An 18,892-nucleotide genomic window follows, 5' to 3' on the forward strand; every position below is an offset into this window, starting at 1 on the left:
GGGGGGGGGGGGGGGGGGGGGGGGGGGAGGAGGAGGAGGAGGAGGAGGAGCGGCCTCTTCCGCCTCGTGGGCGGCCGCCTGACGAGCAGCCTCCCCACGAGCAGCCTCCTCGCGGGCGGCTTCCTCACGAGCAGCCTCCTCGCGGGCGGCTTCCTCACGAGCAGCCTCCTCGCGGGCGGCCTCCTCACGGGCGGCGCTCTCGGCCAGGTTCCGATAGAACTTCTGCTTGTCGGCCTCAGTCGGTTCCCGGCGCGTCATGGCGGAGCGCAGGTTGACGGGGACCGGGCGGTCAACGGCGACGTTCCCGACGGGCGCCTCGCGCTCGGTCGCATCGCGGTCGGTCACATCGCGGACGGCGGCGATCGGCTGAACACCCGTGTCGGGCGTCCGGTGCTCCTCGGTGGCCGTCGGCCCGAAGGCAGAGGCCAGGGCGACGGTCAGCACGGCGGCGCCGGCGGTGGCTCGGACCCGCCGGCGGCGGCGGGACCGGGCGCCCTCGGGCGCCTGGGGACTCGGCGGTCGCTCGGACGAGCGGCCCTTCGTGGATGTGTCCATGCAGGACAGCTCCTTCAATCGGGTTCAGGTCGACCCGGCCGCCTTCACGTGAAACGGCTCACGAGCGACCGGGCAGAAGGGCAAGTGTGGTCCTTTGATCGGTCGTTCGTAACCTTATCGCAACGTGAAATGGGGCACGCTGCCTAGGTTCCCTGGTCACAGGCGTTTACATGTCATCCATTGGCAATGTTTCAGCCGTTTGGCGGCTGATCCCATCGGCCGCGGTGGACCACCTCGCCCAACGGGGGCCGGGGCCGACCCGCCGAGCGGCCGGCGCGATCCGGGGCCCGATGGCCGAGGGCAACGGTGCCCACCGCCCGCCACCCGCCGGGCACCCCGTGGGCCGCCAGCACCGCATCCTCGGCTGCGAAGAGGCCGAACAGGCAGGCGCCCAGGCCCGCGTCGACCGCCCCCAGCAGCAGGTTCTGCACCACCGCGCCCGCATCGACCCACCAGTACGGCACGCTCCAGGCGTCGAGCCCCGCCCCGAGCCCGGTCGCCACCTTGTCGGCCTCGGCGTAGCGGGCGACATAGGCCGCAGGGTCGACCAGCACCACGACCAACACCGGCGCGACCAGGAGGCCCGGCCAGGAGAACGAGACCCGGCGGGCCGGCGCCAGGGTCAGGTCCCAGTAGCCGGCCACGGCCTCGGGGGTGTCGAGCACCAGGAAGCGGGTGGCCTCGGTCCGGCCCGCAGAGGGCGCCCGCCGGGCGGCGTCGAGGAGGCTGTCGAGCAGCGCGGGCTCGACCCGATCAGGCCCGAAGGACCGCACCATGCGGCGCCGGCGGAGTGCGTCGGAAAGCTCCATGGCCCGTCCGCTCGACCTCTCAGGCTCCCCGGGCAGCGCGACCGGGGTCGGCGAGAGGCCTAGAGCAGCTTGACGAGGTCGTCGGCGAGGGCCCAGCCGAAGCCGACGAGGGCGTCGCCCGCGTCCTCGTCGATGTCGTCGAAGAGGGCGACGACATCGGCGGGGATGGTCTGGGGCTTGGCGCTGTCGTGGTCGAACACCAGGGCGGGGATCTCTCCGCCCGTGACCTTGAAGGTCCGCTCGTCGTAGGTGCCGGTGGGCACGCCGAAGCGCTTGGCCAGGCGGCGACCCCATGCCCGCTCCTCGCCGGTGGCGATGTAGTCGGGGCGGGGCACGATGTCGGTGAGGGCCCGGAAGGCCTCGAAGCCCGAGGCGGTCGCCATCCGGGTGCCGACGAGCACGTCCTCATCGGGGAAGGCCAGCACGGCGCGCCGCAGCTGGTCGGTCATCATCTGGCGGAGCACCGTGTCGCGCTTGGCCGTGCGCTTGATCGATGCCAGCCCGATGAGCACGCTGGGTGTGCCGCCGATGCGCTCGAGGGTGCAGAACGAGAAGCCCTTGATCCGGGCGCTGTCGCGGGCGAGGGTGACGAGGACCCAGTCCTCGACCAGCTTCGACAGCAGGCCCGCCTCATAGGGGCGTGGCCCCGCCGCGCACAGGTCGGCCATCTCGGCCAGCTCTGCGTCGGAGAGTGCGGTGCAATCCTTGGTGTCGACCTCGATGGCCATTCGGTCTTCAAACCCTCCGGGAGCGGGCTGGGTGGGCCCGACAAGTCCAGTCGCCCAGCCGTCCCGACGCAACTCGGCTCCGCCGCCGAGGCCGGTCGCCGCCGCTCAGGAGGCCTGGCGGACCACGATCCGCGTCGCGAAGCGGTTGGGGCTGTGGTAGCGGCCCCGCATCCACGACAGGACCTTCAGGCCGTTGCGCACCGCGATGTGGGGGCGCATGTTGTCCTCCCGGCTGTCGGTGGTGAGGGCGGTCGCGACCCACTGGGCGGAACCGTCGGAGCGCCGGTCCATCTGCCACAGCTCGAGGTGCACCCGACCGTCGGCCCGTGACCGCAGCGGCTCCCCCGTCCGGGGCTGGACGTTGGTCGCGACCACCACGCGGTCGGGGGTGGACGGGTCGAGGGCGGCCAGGCCGCTGTAGTCGCGTTCGATCGGGTTGGCGCCCAGCTCCCCGCCGCCGTGGGCCACCAGCTCGTGGATCCAGCCGCCATCGCGGTCCCGGACCACCCGCAGGTGGTCGTGGGGCCACGCGCCCGCCGCGTCGTCCACCCTCGCCCCCCGGAGCGACACCGAGACCACCGGAGCCCCGTCGATGATCCGGATCTCGCTGATCCAGGCGGCAGCTCGAGCCGGGGTGCGGAACGCCAGGGGCACCGCGGCGACCGGGACCCCGGAGCCGGTTCGGCCCAGGTGCGTGTCGGACGCGTCGGTGACGGAACCGTCGGCGTCGACCATCCCCACCCGGATGTTCGTCGGTTGGACGGTGCGCGGATGGCCCTCGGTGCACGCGAACCAGAGCCGCCGCCCGTCGGACGCGAACTTGGCGTAGGGGCGCTGTCCCACCGACGGTGGCACCAGCAGCAGGCCGAGGGGCTCCCAGGTGAGGCCGTCGTCAGGGGAGCGCATGAGGTTCCACGAGTACTGCTCGCCGCGGTAGGCCACGATCGTCACGCCGAGGGCGGCCAGGCGGTGCACGCTGCCGTAGGCCACCGCCCGCCCCGGCGACCGCCCGGCGAGGGGCCGCTCGATCGGCGCCAGCGCGCCGAACACCCCGGTCCCCTTCGGGTCGCGGGCGCGACGCAGGAGGAGGTCCTCGACGTGGCCCGACCACATTGCCAGCACCCCACCATCGGAGGTGACCTCGAGCCCGGGGTTGGTGTGGTCGTTGGGGGCGTGGTGCCCGATGGTCGACCGACGGACCGGGCGCAGGGGGTGGAGCCCGCCGCGGACATCGACGCTCGTCACCTCGACCGCGCCGTCGCGGCTCGTCCCCGTGCCGTGGGCGACGCTGCCGGCGTAGAGGCGCCCGGCCGGGGTGATCAGGGTGCGGGCCTCGGTGAACCAGCACCACCCACCGGCATCGACGAGGGTGACGTCCGCGGGCCGCGGCGCAGCGAAGCTCTGCCGTGCCGCGGGGCGTGGGCGCGGCGCGGGGGGCGCCGAGGGCGCACCCGAGGTGGCGATTCGGGACCAGAGGGCGGCGGCACCGACGGCGGTTCCGCCGGTCAAGAAGCGACGGCGCGAACTGACCCCCGCCGCGCTCGCTGCGTCCTCCCACCCCTGAGCCATGGACGCCGGACCCTACCGGTGACGAACCGGTCGGGGGGCTCAGGGGGCGCCCGATGGCTAGGCGGCGCGGTCCGAGACGAGGCAGTCGGCCCCGAAGATGGCGCGCAGCTCCGAGACGAGGCCGCTGCCCCGCTCGACCGACCACGCGTCGGGCAGCCGCACGACCTGCTCACCCACGTGGAGGTACACCTTGGACTCACCGGGAAACTTCACCAGCACGTCCTTGAGGTCCTTCACCCGCTGGTCGGAGAGCTGGTGCGGGGGCACCCGGAGGCGCAGGGGCGGCGCGCCCGAGAGGTCCTCGCAGGGCGACACGTCCATGGCCATCAGCTTGGGCTGGTCGTCCTTGGTGTCGAGCCGGGCCCTGACCGTGACCACGAGGTCGTCGGCCAGCACGTGACCGATGGTCTCGAACGTGCGGGGGAACACGGTGACCTCGACCGAGCCTAGGAGGTCCTCGAGCACGAAGACGGCCATGCGGGCGTTGGCCCGGGTGAACTTGTGCTGGAGCCCGGTGATGACCCCGCCGACGGTCAGCACCCGGTCTCGGCCGTCGCGGCCCTCGGGGGACGGTTGCTCGGCCAGCTCGGCCAGGTCCGCGATGGAGTGCGTGGCTCGGCGCCGCAGGGCCTCCTCGAGCCCCATGATCGGGTGGTCCGACACGTAGAGGCCGAGCATCTCCTTCTCGAAGCGGAGCTTCTCGGTCTTGTCGAACTCGACCTCGGGGATCGGGGGGCGGTCGTCGAAGGCGGCGCCGCCGCTCGGCGCATCGTCGAAGAGCGACATCACGCCCTGGTCCTCCTGGCGTCGGCGCGCCATCGTCATGTCGACGATGGGCTCGAAGACCTGGAGCAGACCCTTGCGGGGGTGGCCGAGCGAGTCGAACCCTCCGGCCTTGATCAGCGACTCGATGGCGCGCTTGTTGAGCACCGGCAGCGGGACCCGATCGCAGAAGTCGAACACGTCGCGGAACGGACCGTGGGCGTCGCGCTCGGCGATGAGGGCGCCCACCAGCGCGGTGCCGACGTTGCGCACCGCCGAGAGGCCGAAGGGGATGACCTCGGTGCCGTCGTCGAGGCGGGCCGGCCCGAAGTTCGACTGCGAGCGGTTCACGTCGGCCACGAGCACCTTGATGTTCGAGATGCGGCACTCGTTGAGGTAGATCGCGGCCTTGTCGAGGTTGGCCTTGACGCTGGTGAGCAGGGCCGCGAAGTACTCGATGCGGTAGTTCGCCTTGAGGTAGGCGGTCTGGAACGCCACCAGTCCGTAGCCGAAGGAGTGCGACTTGTTGAAGGCGTAGTCGGCGAAGTTCTCGATGATGTCGAACAGCTCGGTGCCGAGTGCCGCGCCGTACCCTGCGCTCTCGCACCCGTCGACGAACTTCGAGCGCTCACGGGCCATGATCTCGCGGTTCTTCTTGCCGCAGGCCTTGCGGAGGTTGTCGGCATCGGCGAGCGAGTAGCCGGCGAACTGCTGAGACACCCGCATCACCGACTCCTGGTAGATCATCAACCCGTAGGTGTCGGCGAGGAGCTCCTTGGCGTCGGGGTGGAAGTACTCGACGGGTTTGCGCTCGTTCTTGCGATCGGCGTAGTCGATGTGCATGTTCACGCCCATCGGGCCCGGGCGGTAGAGGGCGACGAGGGCGCAGATGTCGCCGAAGGTGGTGGGCGCGAGCAAACGGAGCAGCTGGCGCAGGCCGCCGCCCTCCATCTGGAACACGCCGATGGAGTCGCCCCGGCGGAGCATCTCGAAGGTCGCCTCGTCGTCGAGCGGCGGGTCGTCGATGTCGACATCGACCTGGCGGAAGTCCTTGATCATGGCGAGGGCGTCGGTGATGACGTCGAGGTTCCGCAGCCCCAGGAAGTCCATCTTCAACAGGCCGAGCTCCTCGACGTTGCCCATCTCGTACTGGGTGACGACCGGGGCGTCCTCGACGTCCTGGCCGGCGACGGGCTTGCGCTGGATCGGGAGGTAGTCGGTGAGGGGTGCGTCGGTGATGACCACCGCGGCGGCGTGGATGCCGTCCTGGCGACGCAGCCCCTCGAGGCCCTTGGCCACGTCGACGACCCGGGCCACGTCGGGATCGGCCTCGTACATCGTGCGCAGCTCGGTGGCCCGCTGGTAGCCGTCGACGAACGTGGGGTGCTGCTCCAGGCAGGCGTAGAGGGGGGTGTCGCGTCCCATCACGAGCGGTGGCATGGCCTTGGCCACCTTGTCGCCGACGACGTAGGGCAGACCGAGCACGCGCGCTGCGTCGCGCACCGCGGCGCGCGCCTTGATGGTGGAGAAGGTGACGATCTGGGCGACGTGGTCACGGCCGTAGCGCTCGGCCGCGTAGCGGATCATCTCGTCTCGGTACCGGGAGTCGAAGTCCATGTCGATGTCGGGCATCGAGCCGCGACTCGGGTTGAGGAAGCGCTCGAAGAGCAGGTCGTACTTGATCGGGTCGAGGTCGGTGATGCGAAGGCAGTAGGCCACCGCGCACCCCGCCGCGCTCCCCCGCCCGGGCCCGACGCGGATGTTGAGGTCGCGGGCGTGCTTGATGAGGTCCCAGGTGATGAGGAAGTAGGCCGAGAAGCCCATGTCGTCGATGACCTTGAGCTCATAGGCCAGGCGGTCGACGACCGTGTCGGGCAGGTCGTCGCCCCACCGCTCGCGGGCGCCGGCGAACGTGAGGTCGCGCAGGTGGTCGGTGTCGGTGGTGACGCCCTCCGGCAACGGGAAGCTGGGCAGCTTCGAGCCGCCGAACTCGATGTTCACATCCGCCCGCTCGGCGACCCAGAGCGTGTTGTCGCAGGCGACATCGACCTCGCGGAACAGGTGCCGCATCTCGGCCGCGGACTTCAGGTAGTGCCCCGACCCCTTGAACTTGAGGCGCTCGTGCTCGCTCTGGGAGATCAGGGCGCCGGTCTGCACGCACAGCAGGGCGTCATGGCCCTCGGCCTCATGAGCGTGGGTGTAGTGGCTGTCGTTGGTGGCCAGCAACGGTGCGCCGAGGCGCTTGGCGATGTCGATCAGCATCGGGTTGGTGCGGTGCTGCTCGGGGATGCCGTGGTCCTGCAGCTCGACGAAGAGGTTGTCGCGCCCGAAGATCTCCTGGAGCCGGGCCGCCTTCATCAGCGCCGTCTTGGGGTCGCCGGCGAGCAGCGACTGCAGGACGTGGCCGCCGAGGCAGCCGGTGGTGGCGATGACGCCCTCGGAGTGGTCCGCCAGGGTCTCCCAATCGACCTTGGGCTTGCGGTAGTAGCCCTCCATGAACGCCCGGGACGAGAGCTGGATCAGATTGCGGTAGCCGACGTTGCTCTCGGCCAACAGGGTCAGGTGGTAGTACGCCTTCTTGCCGCCGTCGCCCTCGCCGCCGGTGTCGTCGACCTTGCCCCGGGTCAAGATGCGCTCGGTGCGGTGCTCGTGGGCCATGTAGGCCTCGAAGCCGAGCACCGGCGTGATGCCCTGGGCCCGGCACGCCTTGTAGAAGGGCAGGACCCCGTACATGTTGCCGTGGTCGGTGATGCCGAGAGCGGGTTGCCCGTCGGCCGCGGCGGCGGCCACGATCTGGTCGATGCGCGACGCGCCGTCGAGCATCGAGTACTCGGTGTGCGTGTGCAGGTGGGTGAACGAGTCGCCCACGTCTCCTCCTCGGACCAGGGTGCAACGCGACCCCGGGGGGTCACGCTGGGTCCACAGCATCGTCCACAGAAGTTCTCCACACCTGTGGACGAATGACACGGCTGTGATTCGGACGGTACCACGCGCCCCTGCGCGGTCACCCGGGTCCGGTCGTTCTGGCCGTCACCAGGACGGAAAGCTCGGACGGAGGTCCGCCCAGAGCCCTTCGAGCGCACCCATCGCTCGCAAGACGCCGGCATCAGCGTGATGCGGACCGGCGCTACTACTACTTCTCCGACAACTGCGAGTACGCGTGGGCCGACGCCATCGGGGAGCTGGACCAGCTCGTCCCGATGTGCGCTGACACCTCGACGAGCGTCACCAGCGACGCGGCGACGCAGCGACCCGGACGGCCGGTGGAGCTCACTGCCACCGTCACCGCCGAGGATCGGTCCTGGGTGCCCACCGGCACCGTTCAGTTCCGAGACGGTGGCCGGCCACTGGGCGGACCCATGCCGCTCGATGCCGCCGGCGAGGCGAGCCTCACGACGAGCGACCTGAGCCGGGGCCCGCACACGATCACGGCCGCGTACCTGCCGGACCTCACCGCTGACACGAGCGCCGACGGCTCACCCGCACGCACCACCCTGACCGAACCATGCCCGGCCCGTGCGACGACGTGCGCCGTCGCCGGCACGACCGGGATCGAGGTCGGCGACACGATCGTGATGGGCTCCGGCACCGGGACCCACGACTCGCACGTCATCACGGCCGTCACCCAGACCTCGATCACGTGGGCTGAGCCTTTCAGCGCGGCACCTATGCCGCGGGCGAGGCGGTGTGGGTACAGAACACGGCCGGCGGCGGGTTCGGCGCGAGCACGAGCGAGGAGGAGCGGCTGGCGATCGGCGAGCTCACCGACGAGCCGTCCACGGCGACGCAGGATGATCCTTCACTGACCTCTGCGAGGCGGTCCTGGTCGACGAGGTCGCCGGCGCCACCCTGGCCGCCGGCCCCGGGTCGGACGGCCGTCGATGGGGGGACGCGAGCGGTGTCTACCAGATGCCGGGGATCAGGCGCTGCCGCGTACGCTCGAACTCGCGGTAGGGCCCATCGAGGCTCTCCTCGAGCGCAGCTTCCTCAGCCTTGATGCGGGGGATGTACGCAAGCAGGCACCCCATCACCATGATCAGGACACTGACCCAGTTCCAGAGCGTCAGCGCGAGGCCGACGAGCGAGAGCAATGCACCGGCGTAGCCGGGGTGACGGACGTATCGGTACGGTCCGGCAGCGACGACCCGGTGGCTCGGACTGATGGCGACGCTTCTGATGAAGATACCCGGTGCCCGCCGCCACGACGATCCAGCCACACCAAACCGCGGCGATCAGCGATGGCCTCATGGAAGAGAAGTGTCTGCGTTCGCCGGCATGGGGTTAGGGGTCGACGTTGGTGGCGAGCGGCTGTTGCCGTGTTCGGTTGGTTCGTTCCTCGGTCGCGTCGGGCACGATCTCCTCCACCTCGATCCCGAGCCTCGCGCCCGGCGATGGTCGCGCGCCGTGATGGTCGGTTCAGGCCGTCGTGACGATCGGCGAGGCGCGCGATCATCCTTCACTGTCACACCCTTGGGGTACAGTTGTTCCCATGATCGCAGTGGCCCCCGGGCCTCCCGTTCCGACAACCGAGGGCGACGACTTCGAGGCGTTCGTCAGCGTCGATGCCGCCACCCTGACCGATGCCGAGCTCACTGAGCGGCTCCTCGCCGCCCAGGTCATGCGGGCCCGCCTCGACGCCGCCACCGTTTCCCTCCTCGACTGCTTCGACGCCCGCACCGTCTGGGCCGCCGACGGGGCCCGCAACGCGGCGGGGTGGGTCACCGCTCGCGCCGGCATCTCTCACGGCCAGGCCCGGGCCGAGACCGTCGTGGCTCGCGACCTGCGCGGCCACCCCCACATCGCCGCCGCGGCGCGCGCCGGGCGCCTCACCCACGCCCAGGTCCGCGCCCTGCTCAAGGCCCGCCGACCCGGCCTCGAAGAGGTCTTCGACATCTGCGAGGCGGTCCTGGTCGACGAGGTCGCCGCCGCGACCCTCGCCGCCGGGCACCGGTACCTGGCCCGCTGGGTCCAGACCACCCGCGAACGGTTGGGCCTCAACGACCCCGACGGCCCTGAGCCCAACGGGGGCGAGGGCCACTCCCGGGCCCACCTCTCGCCGGTCGGAGACCGCTGGGCCGGAGACCTCGACCTCTCCGCCGAGGACGGCGAGATCCTCGCCACCGCCATCGACACCGAGATCGACGCGATGTGGCGCGCCAAGGTGTTCACCGCGGATGACGAGCTCACCGCCGCCGAACGCCGGGCCGACGCCCTCGTCGAGCTCGTCCGCCGCGGCACCCGTGGCGGAGACGACGACGGCACCGCCCACCCGTTGATCCTGGCCCTCGCCACCATGCCCGCCCTCTCCGAGCCGCCCGGCGCCACCCCGGGCGCCCACCGCGCCGGACCAGGGTGCGAGCGCGATCGGGAACCCCCAGCCCCCGAGCACTCCAACAACCCGGATGCCGCCGACGAGACCCACCCAACATGGCCCGCCAGTGGTCATGGCACCACCGGCCGCTCCGGCGCAGAGGCGAGTCCCGACGCCGAACCGACCGGACCCGATGACGGTGCCGCCCGGCCGACCCTGCCGCCGTGGGACCTGCCACCCGACATCGGCAACATAACTGCGGCCCCTGCCGACGATGACCCACTCGTCGACCTCGACCCCCTCACCCCCTACCCCCTGATGCTCTCTGAGCTGTCCCGCGTCGGGCCCGTTTCCCCCGCCACCCTCGGTCGGCTGGCCTGCGAGGGCACCGTCGTCCCCATCTACGTGGGCGAGGGCGCAGACCAGCTCAACATGGGCCGCAAGATCCGCATCGCCAACCGGGCCCAGCGCCGGGCCCTGCGCGTCCGAGACGGCGGCTGCCAGTTCCCCGGCTGCGCGGTCGCCCCCGAGTATTGCATTGCGCACCACCTCACCTGGTGGGAGCACGGCGGTCGCACCGACCTCATCAACCTGGTCTTGCTCTGCCGCCACCACCACGGACTCATCCACACCGGTGCCTTCACCATGACCCGCAGCCGCGACGGCACCCTCACCACCGCTCGCACCGACACCGCACCCCTCACCCCGTCCCTCCGCGCCCGGCCCCCGCTCGTCGGTCCACGACCACCCCCCGACCCGACCACCACCGGCGACCCCGACGACACCCCCGCCGAACGGGCCCACACCCACCACCTCACCCGACGTCGCGCCGAGGCCCTCATCGCCAACGCAGACGCCCGGCACAGACGCACCCGTAGCCCATCGCGGACGGCGACCCTCCACCGCTGAGCAGGGCGAGCCAGGACGAGCCCGGGCCCGGCAAGTGGAGCTACAGGTAGGTGCCGCCGCCGGGCTCGCCGAGTCCACCGGGACGGCCTTGGCTTCCGGGCCCACCGGGCCCAACAGGGCCGCCGGGGTCGGCACCGGGCGGGAGCTGGCGACGCATGTCCTCGAGCTGGGAGCGGGCCGCCATCTGCTGGGCGAACAGCGACGCCTGGATGCCGTGGAACAGGCCCTCCAGCCAGCCCACCAGCTGGGCCTGGGCCACGCGGAGCTCGGGGTCGGACGGGGGCCCGTCACCGTCGCCGAAGGGGATGGCCACCCGGTCGAGCTCGGCCCGCAGGTCCTCCGAGAGCGATGACCCCAGCTCGACGAGGGAGGTCTCGTAGATCTCCTTGAGCCGCACCCGGGCGGCGTCGTCGAGATCGGCGCTGCGCACCTCCTCGAGCAGCTGCTTGATCATCGAGCCGATCCGCATGAGCTTGGCCGGCTCCTCGACCGCCTCTCGGCGCTCCGCCGTGCCCTCGCCGTCGCCCCCGCTCGGGTCGATCAGCTCACCCTGCACCGCAGGATCGGCGGCGCCGGGCATGGCGGTCGGGGTCGGCTCGGCGTCGGACATCTGGGGTGCTCCTGGAACGGGTCGGGACTGGTGAGGGTACGAGGTCGGAGCCCCCTCATGACCGTCCGGGTCCGGCACCAGCCCAGGGCCCCGCAGAACCGAGCCGCTCGGTCAGGCGGGGCCGACGAGGCAGGGGACGAGCATCTCGTCCTCGGTGAGCGAGCCGTGGCGGCCGATCAGCACGAACGGGCCCGTATCGGCGTCGTCGTGGAACGACACCGGCTCACGGGCCACGAGGGCGACATCGCCGAGCCGGGCGCGGGCGGCATCGGTGACGACGGGGCCCCACCAGCCCGCCTCGATGGTCTCGTCGCGGGTGACGACCCAGGCGTCGCCGCCGTGGTGGGCCATGGCCGCCTCATGCAGGGCCGGGGCCCGCCCGGAGCGCGCGTGCAGCCAGCGGAACCGACCCTCGCCCGACTGGAACGCGATGTGAGGGGTGAGGTCGCGGTCGAGGGCCACGATGCGGTCACCGACGTGCACCTGACCGTGATCCGCGGTCACGACGACGGCGGCACCGGCGGGCAGCACCGAGAGGATGTCGCCGACGATGCGGTCGACGGCGGCGACCTCGGCGTCGTAGTGGTCACCCAGGCCGTACTCGTGGGCGACCTTGTCGATGCCGTCGTAGTAGGCGTAGACGAACGGCTCGCCGTCGCGCAGGAGCCGCCCGACCTCGGTGACCATGGTCGACGGCACCCGGTACCCGTTGAACCGGACCTGGCACAGGTGGGCACCACTGAACCCCGACGAGGCGAACTCGGCCTTGGTGACCACGGCGGGACGCTGGGAGGCGAAGGCGGGGTGGGTCTGGAACTGCTCGGGGGCGATGTGGCGGCGGGCGTCGCCCTGAGCCGTCGACCAGCGCAGGATGTTGAGCACCTCGCCGCCGACCGCGACGCGGTAGCCGATCACGCCGTGCTCGCCAGGGGCCAAACCGGTGGCGATCGAGGTGAGCGCGGTGGCGGTGGTCGACGGCGACACGCTGGTGATGGAGCCGCCGGCCATGCCCACCAGGGTGGGCGCCAGGTGGCGCCGGGCCTGGAGCTGGTCCCACCCCAACCCGTCGAGGACGAGCAGCACGACCTGGTCGGCCTCGGCCGCAGCGGCCGGGAGCCACGGCGGCGCGACATCGCCCGGCTCGAGCAGAGCGGGGACCAGGCTCGCGATGCAGGCCCCGCCGTAGTCCGGGATGAGGGGGTGGTCGCCCACGCATGGCCCCTTCCTTCCCCGGACGGACCCGAGGACTGATGACCCTATCGGTCGACCGGCGCCGATCCGAAGCGCGGCCTGCCGGGCGGCTCCCCACGGTCGCCCCGGCCCGTACCATGGCGTCCGTGAAGGTCTCGACCCGGGGCGACTACGCGTGCCGTGCGCTGCTGTCGCTCACTCTGCACCCCGAGGAAGCGCCCACTGCGGTGCGCGACATCGCTGAGCGCACGGGACTCCCCCAGCCGTACCTGGAGCAGATCCTGCTGGCGCTGAAGGGCGCCGGGGTGGTGCGCTCGAAGCGCGGCGTTGGCGGCGGCTACGTGCTGGCCCGCGACCCGGCCGAGATCACCCTGGCCCAGGTCGTCTCGGCCGTCGACGGTCCCATCGTGGTGGGCGACTTCGGCGAGCCCCACCAGAACGGTGCGTGCGACCACGAGGGCCAGTGCGTGCTGCTGGCGGTGTGGGCCGACGCGGGGCGCCAGATGCGCACCCTGCTCGAGGCCCGGACCCTCGCCGACGTGGCCGCCATCACCCGGGGTCAGGCAGAGTGGCCCGAGCCGGCCCCCTGACCGCTCCCGGCCACCCCCGCCGTCCCCGCCGCCCCCGCCACCGTGGAGGGCGAGCACGGCCGGGGTCAGCGGGGGCGCTGCACCAGAGATGCGCCGGTCTCGGGGTCGAAGAGGTGGATCGAGCGGGCGTCGATCCAGATCTTCTGCTCGGCGCGCTCCCGGGCCTCGCTCTGCACGTCGAGGCGGATGCCGACGATGACCTTGCCGCCGGCCCCTGCGACCAGGTGGTCGCTGACCTCGGCCGGTAGCTGAGATCGACGGCGTGCCCCCCGTCCCGCCGGGTTATGCCATCCGTCACACCACGTCGCCTCGACTGCCACCCGCACGGCGGGTCGAGGGTGTCAGGCCGACCGCACGGCTGCGAGCACCGCCGCCAGGTCGCCGGGCAGCGGTGCGTCCGCGGTGACCGGGTCGCCCGTCACCGGGTGGGCGAAGGCGAGGTGGGCGGCGTGGAGGAAGGTGCGAGGACAGCTCACCTCCGAACGCCCACCGCCGTAACGGATGTCGCCGACCACGGGGTGGCCGATGGCCTTCATGTGCGCCCGGATCTGGTGGGTGCGGCCGGTCTCCAACCGGCAGGTGACCAGCGCCGTCGGACTGGGTCGGTCGAAGCGCTCGTGCACCTCGTAGCGGGTGCGCGCCTCCTTGCCGTCGGAGCGCACGGCCATCAGCGTCGGCTGCCGGGGTGAGCGCCCGATGGGGGCGTCGATCAGGCCCTGGGCCGCATCGGGGCGCCCGACGATGAGAGCCTGGTAGTGGCGCGACACGGTGCGCGCCGCCAGCTGGGCCACGAGGTGGTCGTAGGCCGCCGGCGTGCGGGCCACGACGAGCAGCCCCGAGGTGTCGCGATCGAGGCGGTGGACGATGCCGGGGCGCTCGGGGTCCCCCACCTCGGCGATCTCGGGGTAGCGGGCCAGCAGCCCGGCGACGAGCGTGCCGTGGCCGTGGCCGGCGCCGGGGTGCACGACCAGCCCCGGCGCCTTGTCGACCACGACGAAGGCATCATCGGTGAGCACCACGGCCACCGCGACGTCGGGTTCGGGGGCGACGCCGGGGTCCGGCGGCGAGGCGTCGGGGAGGTCGATCTCGACCACCGCGCCCTCGGCCACGCGCTCGGACACCTTGGCCGCCACGGCCCCGTCGATGCGCACCCGACCGGCGGCGAGCAACGTGACCGCCTCGGCCCGGCTGACATCGGCGACGAGGGCCACCATGCGATCGATGCGCTGCCCGGCCAGGGCCGAGGGGACGGTCTCGGCGCGCTGCGTCACCCGTCGTCGCCGGCCGGCGGGTCGTCGCCCGGCGCGTCGGTGCGGGGCTCGAACATCGAGACGACCACGAGGAGGAAGGCGCCCACGACGATCCCGGCATCGGCGACGTTGAACACCGGCCACCACTGGAGGTCGACGAAGTCGACCACGGCGCCGCCCATGAACCCGACGGGCTGCCCGTTGGGACCCGAGCGCAGAGCCCGGTCGATGAGGTTGCCCACCGCCCCGCCGGCCACCAGCCCCGCGGCGACGGCTCCGGGACGCCGGGCGCTGTGGCCCGACCACAGGAGCCACCCGACCACGAGGAGGGCCAGCACGGCGATGATCGGTCCCAGGTTGAGGTCGTCGCCGAGGCTGAAGGCGGTGCCCGTGTTCCAGGTGAGCCGGAGCTGCAGCGACCCGACGACCTCGATCGTGGAGAAGTCGCCCAGGCGGCGCAGCGCCCAGTGCTTGCTCAGCTGGTCGACCACGATGATCACCGCCGCGACACCGCCGACCAGCCCGGCGCGCGGGACGCCCCTCACGTCGGCCCCCGGTGCGCCTGCAACTGACCTCGGACCCGGCCGGGATGCGGCGACCGAGGGCGTCGACCGCGGGTCAACGACGGCCGAGCCCGCCGATCTTGTGCTCGACCCTCTCACGGGCCCACGGGATGGCCTCGAGGCGCTCCTCGGGGATGGGGTCGCCGGAGATCTCACAGACCCCGTAGGTGCCGAGGCCGAACTTGGACAGGGCGTGGTCGATCTCGTCGACGGCTTGGCGGGCCTGGGCCGAGAGGGCCAGGTCGCGGTCTCGCTCGATGGCCAGGGAATCGCCCTCACCGGACTCCTCGTCGAACTGCACGTCGCCGGGGTCGATGTCGGCCACCAGGGAGTCGGCCTCGGCCTTCAGGCTCTCGGCCTGGCCCAGGTAGGTCGCTCGCTCTGCGAGCAGCACGGTGCGCTGGGCCTTCAGGAACGCGGCCGAGAAGGGCGAGGTCGCCTTCGGAACCGGCGCCTTGCGAGCCGCCGCCTTCTTCGCACCCGACGCCTTGCGGGCGGCGGAGGGCGAGGCCGCTGCGGTCCTGGTGGCGGGCTTCTTCGCCGGAGCCGCCTTCGGGGCAGCTGACTTCTTCGCGGTGCGAGCCATCGGGCTCCTACCTTCTTCGTCGTCAAAGGGTGCCGCAGCATAGCGAGTGCGCCCACCACCCGATGCATCCTCCACCCGGCGGTGGCGATGGCGAGCCCGGACCGTCTCGGGCGATCCGAGGGTCCCCCCGTAAGGTGACCGGATGCCGTTCGGACCCCTCGACTCCGCGCTGGACCTCGTCGCGCTCGAGGAGCGCGTGCTCGCCCGCTGGCGGGACGACGACCTCCCCGCCCGGGTCGAGGCCCAGCGGACGAACGCCGAGCCCTGGATCTTCTACGAGGGACCGCCCACGGCCAACGGGCGCCCCGGCCTCCACCACGTGTGGGCCCGGGTGTTCAAGGACCTCTACCCTCGCTTCCAGACGATGCGCGGTCGCCGGGTGCCGCGCCAGGGCGGGTGGGACTGCCACGGCCTGCCCGTCGAGCTCGAGGTCGAGAAGGAGCTCGGGCTCCACTCCAAGCACGAGATCGAGGCCTACGGCATCGCTCAGTTCAACGAGCGCTGCCGGGAGTCGGTGACGCGCTACGTGGAGGATTGGAGCTCGCTCACCCACCGCTCGGGCACCTGGATCGACACCCGCGACGCCTACTGGACCCTCGACAGCTCCTACATCGAGTCGGTCTGGTGGCTGGTCAAGCAGATGTGGGACGCGGACCTGCTCTACGAGGGCCACCGGGTCAGCCCGTACTGCGGGCGCTGCGGCACCGCCCTCTCGAGCCACGAGGTCGCCCAGGGCTACCAGGACGTCGTCGACCGCTCGGCCTACGTGCGGCTGCCCATCACCGACGGACCCGACGCGGTGCGGGGCGCGGACCTCCTCGTGTGGACGACGACGCCGTGGACCCTCGTGTCCCACGTGGCCGCGGCGGTGGGCCCCGACATCACCTACGTGCGGGTCCGCACCGACGCGGAGCGGGCCGACCTGGTCATGGCCCAGGCCGCCCAGCTTCGGCGCCAACCCGAAGACGAGGTCGTCGCCACCATGGCCGGGAGCGACCTGGTCGGCGTGCGCTACCAGCGGCCGTTCGACGCGCTGGCGCTCGACGATCGGGGCCAGAGGGTCGTGGCCGCCGACTTCGTCACCACCGACGACGGCTCGGGCATCGTCCACCTGGCCCCCGCCTTCGGCGAGGAGGACGCTCGCATCGGGCGGGACGAGGACCTGCCCGTGCTCAACCCGGTCGACGCCGACGCCGCCTTCGACCACAGCGTGCCGGCCCTCACCGGACGCTTCGTCAAGGACGCGGACGACGACCTCCTGGCCGAGCTCGAGACCCGCGGCCTGCTGGAGGCGGCCGAGGACCACGAGCACAGCTACCCCCACTGCTGGCGGTGCGGCACGCCGCTCATCTACTGGGCCAAGACCTCGTGGTTCGCCCGCACCGAGGCGCGCCGCGATGCCCTTCTTCGCGAGAACGAGCGCATCGGCTGGCACCCCGACCACATCAAGCGGGGCCGCTTCGGCAAGTGGCTGGAGTCCAACATCGACTGGGCCCTCTCCCGCGACCGCTACTGGGGCACGCCGCTGCCCATCTGGCGCTGCGCCGAGGGTCACGACACCTGCGTCGGCACCGTCGCCCAGCTCTCCGAGCTCACCGGCGACGATCACTCGGCGCTCGACCTGCACCGGCCCTACATCGACGACGTCACCTTCGCCTGCCCCCGCTGCGAGCGCACGGCCCGGCGCCTGGCACCGGTGCTCGACGCCTGGTTCGACTCCGGCGCCATGCCGACGGCCCAGCAGCACCACATCGGCCAGACCGACCGGCCTCCCGCGTATCCCGCCGACTTCATCTGCGAGGCCATCGACCAGACCCGCGGCTGGTTCTACAGCCTCCTCGCCGTCAACACGCTGGTGTTCGACGCCACGCCCTACCGCAACGTCGTGTGCCTCGGGCACATCGTCGACGAGGAGGGCAAGAAGATGTCGAAGTCCAAGGGCAACGTCATCGACCCGTGGGACGCCTTCGGCCGCTTCGGCGCCGACGGGCTGCGCTGGTACTTCTTCTCCGCCGGCCAGCCGTGGAGCCCGCGGCGGGTCTTCGACGAGGCCATTCGTGAGAGCACCCGCCAGACGCTCATCACCCTCTGGAACGTGGTCGGCTTCTTCACCACCTACGCGGACCTCGACGGGTGGGAACCCGATGGTGACGGTGCCCGGCCCGATCCCGACCACGTCCTCGACCGGTGGGTCCTCGGCCAGCTCGACACCACGGTCACCGCCGTCACCACCGCCCTCGACGACTTCGACGCCCTCACCGGCTCGACGCGCATCGCGGCGTTCGTCGACGACCTGTCGAACTGGTACGTGCGCCGCAGCCGGCCCCGCTTCTGGGGGGCGGAGGACCCGACCGCCCACGCCACGCTGCACCACTGCCTGGAGGTCACCGCCCGCCTCCTGGCCCCGTTCTGCCCCTTCCTCGCCGATGAGATCCACCGGACCCTCACCGGGTCCGACTCGGTCCACCTGGCCGACTGGCCCACGGCCCCCGAGCGCACGGCCGAGGCCGACGCGCGGGCCGGGGGGATGGCTGCCGCGCGTCGCCTGGTGGCGCTCGGCCGCGCCGCGCGCACCGACGCCAAGGTGAAGGTGCGCCAACCGCTGCCTCGCGCTCTGCTGCTGCACGGGGAGGGAGCCCTCAGCGACGAGCTGGGCGCCGAGGTGGCCGCCGAGCTCAACGTCAAGGTGCTCGAGGAGGTCGACACCCTCTCGGGTCTCATGAGCTGGGACGTGATCCCCAACTTCCGGGCCCTCGGGCCCCGCCTCGGCTCGAAGCTGCCCGCGATCAAGGCGGCCCTGGCCACCGCCGACGGCACCGAGCTGCGTCGCCAGCTCGACGAGGAGGGCTCCATCGAGGTCGCGGGTGAGCGCCTGACGGCCACCGACGTCGAGGTGCGGGCCCGGCGCCACGAGTCCTTCGCCCTCGCCGAGGACGGCGGGTGGGCGGTGGCCCTCGACCTCGCCGTCGACGACGACCTGCGGGCCGAGGGGGTGGCCCGGGAGCTCATCCGGGCCGTGAACGACCTGCGCAGGGAGGCCGGGCTCCAGCTCTCGGACCGCATCGCCCTGCGCCTCGAGGGTGACCCGTCGGTCGCCTCCGCCGCCGCCGCGCACGCCGGGCGCATCGCGTCCGACACGCTCGCCACCGACCTCGCCGTGGGCCCCGACGAGGGCGACGCCTCCACCGGGGTCTCGGTGCGCGAGCTCGACCTCGATGGCCTGACCTGCCGGGTCTCGCTCCGTCGGGCCTGAGCACCCGGGCCCGTCGGTCAGCCCAGGGTGCCCGGGCGGGTCAGAACGCTCGCCAGTAGGCGATGCCGACCGTTCACCGTTGGTCCGCCACGGGGAGGCGTTCTGAGCGCTTTCCGCGGCTTCGCCGCCGAAAGACCACCCGTTCTGTGGGTGAGAGGCCGCGCTCGACCGAATCGGATGACTTCGACTTGGTGCCTACTGGCGCG

Annotated in this window: 15 protein-coding genes and 1 pseudogene; 4 read left to right on the forward strand and 12 right to left on the reverse strand. The window is 72.1% G+C overall.

The window, feature by feature from the left end; genetic code table 11:
- The 5 genes and pseudogenes from VNL12_RS03890 to dnaE all read right to left on the reverse strand — a co-directional run.
- Window positions 1-555, reverse strand: a pseudogene (locus tag VNL12_RS03890) (hypothetical protein); the annotation flags it as partial.
- 191 nt (window positions 556-746) lie between these two features.
- Window positions 747-1,364: a nitroreductase family protein gene (locus VNL12_RS03895; protein ID WP_325591666.1), complete on the reverse strand. Its 618-nt coding sequence runs from the start codon at window positions 1,362-1,364 to the stop codon at window positions 747-749.
- A gap of 59 nt (window positions 1,365-1,423) precedes the next feature.
- Window positions 1,424-2,092: a hypothetical protein gene (locus VNL12_RS03900; RefSeq protein WP_325591668.1), complete on the reverse strand. Its 669-nt coding sequence runs from the start codon at window positions 2,090-2,092 to the stop codon at window positions 1,424-1,426.
- A 105-nt stretch (window positions 2,093-2,197) separates the two neighbouring features.
- Entirely contained in the window at window positions 2,198-3,661 is a 1,464-nt protein-coding gene (locus tag VNL12_RS03905) for a hypothetical protein (protein WP_325591670.1), read from the reverse strand.
- Between the two features lie 57 nt (window positions 3,662-3,718).
- Window positions 3,719-7,291 carry a DNA polymerase III subunit alpha gene (gene dnaE, locus VNL12_RS03910; protein WP_325591672.1) on the reverse strand — a complete coding sequence of 1,191 codons (3,573 nt, stop codon included), beginning with the start codon at window positions 7,289-7,291 and terminating at the stop codon, window positions 3,719-3,721.
- Window positions 7,292-7,623: 332 nt separating this feature from the next.
- On the opposite strand from dnaE, the gene VNL12_RS21150 reads away from it, so the two are divergent.
- Window positions 7,624-8,229: an Ig-like domain-containing protein gene (locus VNL12_RS21150; protein WP_414654842.1), complete on the forward strand. Its 606-nt coding sequence runs from the start codon at window positions 7,624-7,626 to the stop codon at window positions 8,227-8,229.
- 96 nt (window positions 8,230-8,325) lie between these two features.
- Here VNL12_RS21150 and VNL12_RS03915 read toward each other — a convergent pair whose 3' ends face one another.
- Window positions 8,326-8,640: an isoprenylcysteine carboxylmethyltransferase family protein gene (locus VNL12_RS03915; RefSeq protein ID WP_325591674.1), complete on the reverse strand. Its 315-nt coding sequence runs from the start codon at window positions 8,638-8,640 to the stop codon at window positions 8,326-8,328.
- A gap of 272 nt (window positions 8,641-8,912) precedes the next feature.
- Here VNL12_RS03915 and VNL12_RS03920 point away from each other — a divergent pair, with 272 nt between their 5' ends.
- Entirely contained in the window at window positions 8,913-10,643 is a 1,731-nt protein-coding gene (locus VNL12_RS03920; RefSeq protein ID WP_325591676.1) for an HNH endonuclease signature motif containing protein, read from the forward strand.
- Between the two features lie 40 nt (window positions 10,644-10,683).
- Here VNL12_RS03920 and VNL12_RS03925 read toward each other — a convergent pair whose 3' ends face one another.
- Window positions 10,684-11,253, reverse strand: coding sequence for a proteasome activator (locus tag VNL12_RS03925; protein WP_325591678.1), 570 nt, complete (start codon window positions 11,251-11,253; stop codon window positions 10,684-10,686).
- A gap of 111 nt (window positions 11,254-11,364) precedes the next feature.
- Window positions 11,365-12,465: an alkaline phosphatase family protein gene (locus VNL12_RS03930; protein WP_325591680.1), complete on the reverse strand. Its 1,101-nt coding sequence runs from the start codon at window positions 12,463-12,465 to the stop codon at window positions 11,365-11,367.
- A gap of 125 nt (window positions 12,466-12,590) precedes the next feature.
- On the opposite strand from VNL12_RS03930, the gene VNL12_RS03935 reads away from it, so the two are divergent.
- Window positions 12,591-13,034, forward strand: coding sequence for an Rrf2 family transcriptional regulator (locus VNL12_RS03935; RefSeq protein ID WP_325591682.1), 444 nt, complete (start codon window positions 12,591-12,593; stop codon window positions 13,032-13,034).
- A gap of 65 nt (window positions 13,035-13,099) precedes the next feature.
- Here the strand turns inward: VNL12_RS03935 and VNL12_RS03940 are convergent, their stop codons facing one another.
- The 4 genes from VNL12_RS03940 to VNL12_RS03955 form a co-directional block, all read right to left on the reverse strand.
- Window positions 13,100-13,360 carry a hypothetical protein gene (locus VNL12_RS03940; RefSeq protein WP_325591684.1) on the reverse strand — a complete coding sequence of 87 codons (261 nt, stop codon included), beginning with the start codon at window positions 13,358-13,360 and terminating at the stop codon, window positions 13,100-13,102.
- A 15-nt stretch (window positions 13,361-13,375) separates the two neighbouring features.
- Window positions 13,376-14,305, reverse strand: coding sequence for an RluA family pseudouridine synthase (locus VNL12_RS03945; protein WP_325591686.1), 930 nt, complete (start codon window positions 14,303-14,305; stop codon window positions 13,376-13,378).
- The gene (gene lspA / locus VNL12_RS03950) at window positions 14,302-14,829 is read right to left on the reverse strand and encodes a signal peptidase II (protein WP_325591688.1); all 528 of its coding nucleotides are present in this window, start codon (window positions 14,827-14,829) and stop codon (window positions 14,302-14,304) included. Before lspA ends, VNL12_RS03945 begins: the two co-directional genes overlap by 4 nt.
- A 73-nt stretch (window positions 14,830-14,902) precedes the next feature.
- The gene (locus VNL12_RS03955) at window positions 14,903-15,433 is read right to left on the reverse strand and encodes a TraR/DksA family transcriptional regulator (RefSeq protein ID WP_325591690.1); all 531 of its coding nucleotides are present in this window, start codon (window positions 15,431-15,433) and stop codon (window positions 14,903-14,905) included.
- Between the two features lie 142 nt (window positions 15,434-15,575).
- Between VNL12_RS03955 and ileS the strand changes: the two genes are divergently transcribed.
- Window positions 15,576-18,686: an isoleucine--tRNA ligase gene (gene ileS, locus VNL12_RS03960; protein WP_325591692.1), complete on the forward strand. Its 3,111-nt coding sequence runs from the start codon at window positions 15,576-15,578 to the stop codon at window positions 18,684-18,686.
- The last annotated feature ends 206 nt before the right edge of the window (window positions 18,687-18,892 follow it).

Source organism: Iamia sp. (genome assembly GCF_035575815.1).
Taxonomy (GTDB): Bacteria; Actinomycetota; Acidimicrobiia; order Acidimicrobiales; family Iamiaceae; genus Iamia.